This is a genomic window from Stenotrophomonas sp. TWI1149, from assembly GCF_039673155.1.
GTDB classification, from domain to species: Bacteria; Pseudomonadota; Gammaproteobacteria; order Xanthomonadales; family Xanthomonadaceae; genus Stenotrophomonas; species Stenotrophomonas maltophilia_AA.
Genome location: NZ_JBDJLB010000005.1, coordinates 279449 through 287000 on the forward strand (window position 1 = coordinate 279449; position 7552 = coordinate 287000).

Sequence of the window (7552 nt, forward strand, 5' to 3'; positions counted from 1 at the left end):
ATTGCGGGGACTACGGTTGCCTCGCCCCACAACACCGGGGCCCAGAACAAAAACATCCTGAGGAGATTCCCCCATGCGCTCCATCCGTACCCTGACCCTGGCTACCCTGACTGCTCTTGCTTTTGCGCCGGCTGCTTTCGCGCAGGACAGCACTGTTGATACCGCGTCCGGCAAGCACTTCGCCGTGGTCGGCGGCGTTTCGCTGCTGCAGCCGAAGAACGATCCGCTTGACGGCGTGCGCAAGGTGGACGGCGGCCCGGCCCCGACCCTGAGCTTCAGCTACTACATCAACGACAACTGGGCCGTGGAACTGTGGGGCGCAGCCGACAAGTTCGACCACCGCGTGCGCGGCACCGATGGCGCCCGCCTGGGCACCGTCGAGCAGCAGCCGATCGCGCTGAGCGGCCAGTACCACTTCGGCCAGGCCGACAACGTGTTCCGTCCGTTCGTGGGCGCCGGTTACTACGAGTCCAACTTCAGCAATGAAGACCTCGCCAGCGACATCGGCCACATCGGCGTCAAGACCGCCAAGGGCGCGATCGGCACCGTCGGCGTGGACATGAACATCAACAGCACCTGGTTCGCCCGCGCCGATGCCCGCTACATGCATTCGCGCCCGGAGCTGACCGTCAACGGCGAAGGCACCGGCGACAAGGCCAAGCTGGATCCGTGGACCGTCGGCTTCGGCATCGGCGCGCGCTTCTAAGCACGCCGTTCCGCACCACGCAGTACGCACAACGGGCCCCTCGCGGGCCCGTTGTCGTTGTGGGGCCGCGACCTTCATCGGGCGTTGCCGGCCGCTGGCCGAGACTGGCCCTCACGACGGACCCCGCCGGTCCGCCCCGGGGAGCCGATGCGCGAATCCTTCGACATGCTGGTGGTGGGCGGCGGCATCAACGGCGCCGGTATCGCGCGGGATGCCGCCGGGCGCGGCCTCTCGGTATGCCTGTGCGAGCAGGATGATCTGGCCGCCCACACCTCCAGCGCCAGCACCAAGCTGATCCATGGCGGCCTGCGTTATCTGCAGCAGGGCGAGTTCGCCCTGGTGCGCAAGGCGCTCAACGAGCGCGAAACACTGCGCCGGCTGGCACCCCATCTCATCGCGCCCACCACGTTCGTGCTGCCGCATGCGCGCCATCTGCGCCCAGCCTGGATGCTGCGTGCCGGCCTGTGGCTGTATGACCACCTCGGGCAGGCCAATCCTCATTTCCCGCCGTCGCAGCGCATCGACCTGCAGCACGACCCGCGTGGTGCGGCGCTGCAGGCGAACTACCGGACCGGTTTCACCTATGCCGATGCGCGCGTCAACGACGCGCGGCTGGTGCTGCTCAACGCCCTCGATGCACATGAGCGCGGCGCTGACATCCGCACACGCACCCGTTGCGAACAACTGATCCGCCACCGCGACCATTGGTGGGCTGTGCTGCGCCGTACCAATGGCGATGTACAGCGGATCCGTGCCCGCTGCGTGGTCAACGCGAGTGGCCCGTGGGCCGGCACGGTGCTGGAACGCGCGGGGCTGGATGCGCCGCTGGGGCTGCGCCTCGTGCAGGGCAGCCACCTGGTGGTGCCGCGGCTGTTCGCACACGACAGCGCCTACGTGTTCCAGCAACCCGACCAGCGCGTAGTGTTCGCGATCCCCTTCGAACAGGATTTCACGCTGATCGGCACCACCGATACCGATTACGACGGCGACCCGGCGCAGGTGCGGCCGCGTGCGGACGAGGAAACGTATCTGCTCGATGCGGTGAACCGCTTCGTCCGCCGCCCGGTGCGCGCCGAGGACATCGTCTGGCGCTACAGCGGGGTGCGCCCGCTGCTGGCCGACCATCACCGGGATGCCTCTCGGGTCACCCGCGACTACCGGCTGGAACTGGACATCGCCGGCGCGCCGCTGCTGAGCGTACTCGGCGGCAAGCTCACCACCTACCGCGCATTGGCCGAGGAAGCACTTGGGCGCCTTTTGCCTTCGCTGCCGGAGATGGGGCCGGCGTGGACGGCCGGTGGACCGCCGCTGCCGGGTGGCGATGGCGGTGATGCCGCCCAGGTGGCGGGCACGTTGCAGCACGACCACCCTCGCCTGCCGCCTGCCCTGCTGCAGCGCCTGGCCAGCAGCTATGGCACCCGTGCGCGTGGGCTGCTCGCGGGTGCACAGACGCTCGAGGCGCTGGGCCAGGACCACGGCGGCGGCCTTCACGACCGCGAACTGGACTACCTCATCGCGCACGAATGGGCGTGCACCGCCGACGACGTGCTGTGGCGCCGCAGCCATCTCGGCCTGCGCCTGGATGCCGGCCAGCACGCGGCATTGGCGGCCACCCTGCAGGCGCGTGTTTCGATGCCGTAGGCTGTATGCATGCACGCCGCAAGGCATCGGTTTCCACGGAGCAGACCATGGACAAGCACTACGTGCTCGCCATCGACCAGGGCACGACCAGCTCGCGCGCCATCCTGTTCGACCGCGCCGGGCGCATCGCCGGCAGCGCGCAACGCGAGTTCACCCAGATTTTTCCGCAGCCGGGCTGGGTCGAACATGACCCGCGCGACATCCTGACCAGCGTCTACACCACGATCACCGAGCTGCTGAACCGGTACCAGGTCGACCCGCGCACGATCGCCGGCATCGGCATCACCAACCAGCGCGAGACCACCGTGGTCTGGGACAAGGCCACCGGCCAGCCCATCCACAACGCGGTGGTATGGCAGTCACGGCAGAGCCACGCGATCTGCGAACAGCTCAAGGCCGCCGGCCACGAGCCGCTGATCCGGCGCAGGACCGGGCTGTTGATCGATGCGTATTTCTCGGCGACCAAGATCCGCTGGATCCTCGATCATGTCGAGGGCGCGCAGTCGCGGGCCGAACGCGGCGAACTGCTGTTCGGCACCATCGACAGCTGGTTGATCTGGAACCTCAGTGGTCGCCAGGCGCACGTCACCGACGTCACCAATGCCGCGCGCACGCTGCTGTTCGACATCCATGCACTGCAGTGGGACGACGAGCTGCTGGCGCTGTTCAACATCCCGCGCGCGATGCTGCCGCAGGTGCGCAGCTCCAGCGAGGTGTACGCCACCACCCAGGCGCAGTTCTTCTTCGATCAGCACCTGCCGATCGCCGGCATCGCCGGCGACCAGCAGGCCGCGCTGTTCGGCCAGGCCTGCTTCGAACCGGGCATGGCCAAGAACACCTATGGCACCGGCTGTTTCATGCTGATGAACACCGGCGACAAGGCGGTTACTTCCGAGAATGGCCTGCTCACCACCATCGCCTGGGGTATCGATGGGCACGTGGAGTACGCGCTGGAAGGGTCGATCTTCGTCGCCGGCTCGGTCGTGCAGTGGCTGCGCGACGGGCTGCGCATGTTCGGCAAATCCAGCGACTGCCAGGCCTACGCCGAGCGCGCTGCCGACAACGGCGGTGTGTACCTGGTGCCGGCCTTCGTCGGGCTGGGTGCACCGTACTGGCGCAGTGATGTCCGCGGCGCGATGTTCGGCCTGACCCGCGGCACCACCAAGGAGCATTTCATCCGCGCCGCGGTGGAATCGATGGCCTACCAGACCCGCGATGTGCTGGCGGCGATGCAGGCCGACGCCGGGATCGAGCTGAAGGAACTGCGCGCCGACGGCGGTGCGATCGCCAATGACTTCATGGCGCAGTTCCAGAGCGACATCCTCGGCGTGCCCGTGCTGCGCCCGCAGGTGGCCGAGACCACCGCGCTGGGCGCAGCGTACCTGGCCGGGCTGGCCACCGGGTTCTGGAGCAGCCGGGCCGAGATCGCCGACCAATGGGCGGTGGACCGACGCTTCACCCCGCAGATGCCGGCGGACCAGCGCGAGGCGCTGTACGCCGGCTGGCAGCAGGCGGTAGACGCGACGATGGGGTTCCGCGTGGGGTGACGCCCGCGTCGGCGGTCATTGCCGCGCGGGGCGTGGCTCTACCCCCGGTAGGAGCCGACCGTTGGTCGGCTCGCCCGGGCGCCGGTCAGAATGCCGGGAGGACCGCGCCCTTGTACTTCTCGGCGATGAAAGCCTTCACTTCCGGACCGGTCAGGGCCTTGGCCAGCTGCTGCACGCGGGCGTCGTCCTTGTTGTCAGGACGCGCGACCAGGAAGTTCACGTACGGCGAATCCTTGCTTTCGATCGCCAGCGCGTCCTCGGTCGGGTTGAGCCCGGCATCGAGCGCGTAATTGGTATTGATCAGGGCCAGGTCGACCTGGTCCAGCACGCGCGGCAGCATCGCCGAATCCAGCTCGCGGAACTTGAGCTGCTTCGGGTTGGCGATGATGTCGCGCTGGGTGGCCAGTGCGTTGGTCGGATCCTTCAGCGTGATCACACCCGCCTTGTGCAGCAGGATCAGCGCGCGGCTGTTGTTGCTCGGGTCGTTGGGGATCACCACATCGGCACCGTTGGGCAGCGCATCCAGTGATTTGAAACGACGCGAGTACGCACCGAAGGGCTCGATGTGCACGCCGATCACCTTGACCAGGTCGGTCTTGCGGTCGCGGTTGTACGCGTCCAGGTAGGGCTCGGTCTGGAAGTAGTTCACGTCGACCTGCTTCTGCACCAGCTGGTCGTTGGGCTGCACGTAGTCATTGAACACGCGCACGTCCAGGGTCAGGCCTTCCTTCTCCAGGATCGGTTTGACCACGGCGAGGATCTCGGCGTGCGGCACGGCGGTCGCGGCCACCACCAGCTTCTTGGAGTCATTGGCCGGCTTGCCGCAGGCGGCCAGGGCCAGCGAGGCGGCGAGCAACGGGAGCAGCAGGTACTTTTTCATGGGGGCAGCGGAATCCGTAGGGGCAGCAACGCCCCACGATACCGCACGCCCCGGCCCTTGCGGAATCCGGGGCATATGACCCCACGGCATGAGCCGATGCCGGCCCGGCCGGCTTACTCGTAGCTGGTCAGCGCCAGCGCCAGCAGCGCCTTGGCCTGTTCGCGCAGCATCACCGGCTCGACGATTTCCGCGTCCGAGCCGTAGTGCAGGACATCCATCAACAGCTCGCGCGAAACGCTGTAAGGCAGTTTGAGTTCGTACCGGCCATCGGACAGGAAGCGGCCCTGCTGCTTGGAATGCCAATGCTCATCGGCCACCCAGCGCGCGGCCTTGGCACTGAACACGATCGTGGCCCAGCCCTTGGGCGGACCGGAGAAGATGCCGTAGCTGGCGCCGAGCTGCTCGTCCAGCTCGGTCTCGTCCACGTCGCGCGCGGTGGTATCGATCACGCGTGCCTTGTAGATGCGGTCCACCGCGAAGCTGCGCAGGCCCTCGCGGCCGTGGTCCCAGGCATCCAGGTACCAGTTGTCGCGGTAATGCGTCATCCGCTGCGGCGACACGGTGCGCTGGGTCGCCTCGTCGGTGGAGCGGGCCCGGTACTCGAACGCCAGCTGCTTGCGTTCCAGCACCGCCGAGGCCACCGCGCGGAAACTGGCTTCATCGAACTTGCGGCCGCGGTGCGGGATGACCCGGACCCGGTCGACCGGCCAGGTCGAGACGCCGGCCTGTGCCGCCAGCAGGCCTTCGATGCGCTGCTGCAGCGGGGCCAGCACCGAAGACAGCACGCCCCCACCGGTGCGCGAGAGCAGGTGCTGGGAGGCCAGCAGCGCGTGCAGTTCTTCCGAGCTGAGCCACAGCCCCGGCAGCTCGAAGCGGTCGCTTTCGTCGGCCTGGTAGCGGAATCCCGCCTCGCCATCGCCTTCCACCGGGGCCATCAGCGCATCGCGCAGGAAGGCCAGGTCGCGGTAGACAGTCGCGCGGGAACACTCCAGTTTTTCCTGCAGTGCCGCCACCGTTACCGGATAACGGGCGGACTTGAGCAGGCGGTGCAGGGCGTTGATGCGTTCATATCGGTCCATGACCCGATTATGTCCGAGTCGCCGTCGTTGTGGCGGCTTCGGCGGCATCTTCGGCTATCGTGGGGCCCCCATCGCCTGCTGCTGCCCGTCATGCGCCTGTTGCCCGCCCTTGCCCTGTCCGCCGCCGCCCTGCTGTCGGGGGGCTGTGAGCGCACTGAAACGCCCGCGGCCAGCGTACCTGCCGCGACGTCACCGGCCGCCGACCCGGTCGGCACCGTGCTGGCCGCCAGCCAGCGCTTCGGCCAGCTGCGCAGCTTCCACGCGGTGATGAAGATGCAGGGCCCGCGCGCGCTGGAAGCGCAGATGGACTACGTGGCCCCGGACCGCTACCGTCTGATCACCGACGATGGCCCACAGACGATCATCGGCGGCACCTTCTTCCTCCAGCGCGCCGGCGAAGTGCGCCAGGTCCCGGTGCCCGAAGGGATGCTGGCCCAGTGGCGCAGTCCGCTGCCGGCGGATCTGGAGCCGGCGCAGCTGCAGGTGCGCGACCTCGGCGAAGAACGCGCCGGCGGCCAGCGCGCCCACAAATACGAGGTGCGCCACGCGACCGCCGCGCCCGATGGCCTGCTCTACTGGGTCAATGCCCAGGGCCTGCCGGTGCAGATCGAACGCAAGGGCCAGACCAACGGGCAGCCGTTCCGGATCACCGTGACCTATTCGCGCTTCGACGATGCCTCGCTGCGGATCGACGTTCCCTGAACAGGGATCAAGGCCGAACGGGCCCTAAAGCCGGGGCCCGCCGCCGAATGTGACGCAGAACGCATCAAGTATCATCCCCCCCTTGTTGTCCCTCCCCCTTGTCCGATCACGGAGAACCGTTGATGTCCCTGCGCGTTTCGTTGCTTGTTCCCCTGCTGCTCTGCGCCCCGGCGGTTTATGCACAGGACGTTGCCGAACTGGCGGCGATGACCTCCCCCTGGAGCGGCAGTGGTGGTGAACTGGGCTTTGCCTCGGCCCGTGGCAACAGCAATACCGAGAGCTTCAACGGTCGTCTGCGCCTGCGCTACACCGACGATGACTGGGTGCACAGCATGGACCTGTTCGGCCTGCGCTCGCGCTCGGAGTACACCGATACCAACGACGACGGCACCACCATCCGCCGCCGCAACACCACCGCCAACCGCTACACCGGCAGTGCCGGCAGCGCGCTGCAGCTGGGCGAACACCGCCAGATCACCGCCACGCTGCGTTACGAGCGCGACGATTTCGCCACCTACGACCGCCAGAGTTCGTTCGGTCTCGGTTACGGCACCCGGATTATCGACGGCGAACGCTTCTACATGGACGCGCAGATCGGCCCCGGTGTGCGCCGCACCCACAACACCGAAGACGATGCGACCCGCACCGGCCTGATCGGCCGTGGCCTGTTCGATCTCAAGTACACGCTGACCCCGAACACCGATCTGGTCAACACGCTGCTGGTCGAATCGGGTTCGTACAACACCTTCGCGCAGAACGATTTCGGCGTGTCGGTGAGCATGAACGAGCACCTGGCGCTGAAGGCCGGCTGGCAGGCGCGCCACAACAGCGACGTCGCCGAAGACAAGCGCAAGACCGATACGCTGACCACCATGAACGTGGTCTACAAGTTCAAGTAATCGCCGCGGGCGCCTGTGCGCCCGCCGTCGTGATGTAGTGCCGGGCGCGGGGGGGGGGGACCCGGCGCCCCCCGGGTCCGCGGGTCCCGCCACCCGCC

General features: G+C 67.7%; 7 protein-coding genes. 5 read left to right on the top strand and 2 right to left on the bottom strand.

What is annotated here, in order from left to right:
- Positions 1-73 precede the first annotated feature (73 nt).
- From ABE424_RS08205 to glpK, 3 genes are all read left to right on the top strand, one after another.
- Positions 74-706, top strand: coding sequence for an OmpW family outer membrane protein (locus tag ABE424_RS08205; protein ID WP_019183623.1), 633 nt, complete (start codon positions 74-76; stop codon positions 704-706).
- Positions 707-853: 147 nt separating this feature from the next.
- Complete coding sequence (gene glpD / locus ABE424_RS08210; RefSeq protein WP_346492915.1) at positions 854-2347, top strand: glycerol-3-phosphate dehydrogenase; 1494 nt, start codon at positions 854-856, stop codon at positions 2345-2347.
- Between the two features lie 47 nt (positions 2348-2394).
- Positions 2395-3894, top strand: coding sequence for a glycerol kinase GlpK (glpK, locus tag ABE424_RS08215; protein ID WP_346492914.1), 1500 nt, complete (start codon positions 2395-2397; stop codon positions 3892-3894).
- A gap of 85 nt (positions 3895-3979) precedes the next feature.
- Here the strand turns inward: glpK and ABE424_RS08220 are convergent, their stop codons facing one another.
- Together ABE424_RS08220 and ABE424_RS08225 are read right to left on the bottom strand one after the other, a co-directional pair.
- Positions 3980-4774, bottom strand: coding sequence for a MetQ/NlpA family ABC transporter substrate-binding protein (locus ABE424_RS08220; RefSeq protein ID WP_176988106.1), 795 nt, complete (start codon positions 4772-4774; stop codon positions 3980-3982).
- A 113-nt stretch (positions 4775-4887) separates the two neighbouring features.
- Positions 4888-5853 (bottom strand): YafY family protein, encoded by a 966-nt coding sequence (locus ABE424_RS08225; protein ID WP_346471288.1) that lies wholly within the window; start codon positions 5851-5853, stop codon positions 4888-4890.
- A gap of 90 nt (positions 5854-5943) precedes the next feature.
- Between ABE424_RS08225 and ABE424_RS08230 the strand changes: the two genes are divergently transcribed.
- Together ABE424_RS08230 and ABE424_RS08235 are read left to right on the top strand one after the other, a co-directional pair.
- Positions 5944-6555, top strand: coding sequence for a hypothetical protein (locus ABE424_RS08230; RefSeq protein ID WP_346492913.1), 612 nt, complete (start codon positions 5944-5946; stop codon positions 6553-6555).
- Positions 6556-6677: 122 nt separating this feature from the next.
- A complete protein-coding gene (locus tag ABE424_RS08235; protein WP_346477765.1) occupies positions 6678-7454 on the top strand; it encodes a DUF481 domain-containing protein in 777 nt (258 codons plus the stop codon).
- Positions 7455-7552: the final 98 nt, after the last annotated feature.

What these genes read in the sequence shown, in the direction of transcription:
- ABE424_RS08205 (WP_019183623.1), top strand. Translation starts at nt 74, where the DNA reads ATGCGCTCCATCCGTACCCTGACCCTGGCTACCCTGACTGCTCTTGCT.
- glpD (WP_346492915.1), top strand. Translation starts at nt 854, where the DNA reads ATGCGCGAATCCTTCGACATGCTGGTGGTGGGCGGCGGCATCAACGGC.
- glpK (WP_346492914.1), top strand. Translation starts at nt 2,395, where the DNA reads ATGGACAAGCACTACGTGCTCGCCATCGACCAGGGCACGACCAGCTCG.
- ABE424_RS08220 (WP_176988106.1), bottom strand. Translation starts at nt 4,774, where the DNA reads ATGAAAAAGTACCTGCTGCTCCCGTTGCTCGCCGCCTCGCTGGCCCTG.
- ABE424_RS08225 (WP_346471288.1), bottom strand. Translation starts at nt 5,853, where the DNA reads ATGGACCGATATGAACGCATCAACGCCCTGCACCGCCTGCTCAAGTCC.
- ABE424_RS08230 (WP_346492913.1), top strand. Translation starts at nt 5,944, where the DNA reads ATGCGCCTGTTGCCCGCCCTTGCCCTGTCCGCCGCCGCCCTGCTGTCG.
- ABE424_RS08235 (WP_346477765.1), top strand. Translation starts at nt 6,678, where the DNA reads ATGTCCCTGCGCGTTTCGTTGCTTGTTCCCCTGCTGCTCTGCGCCCCG.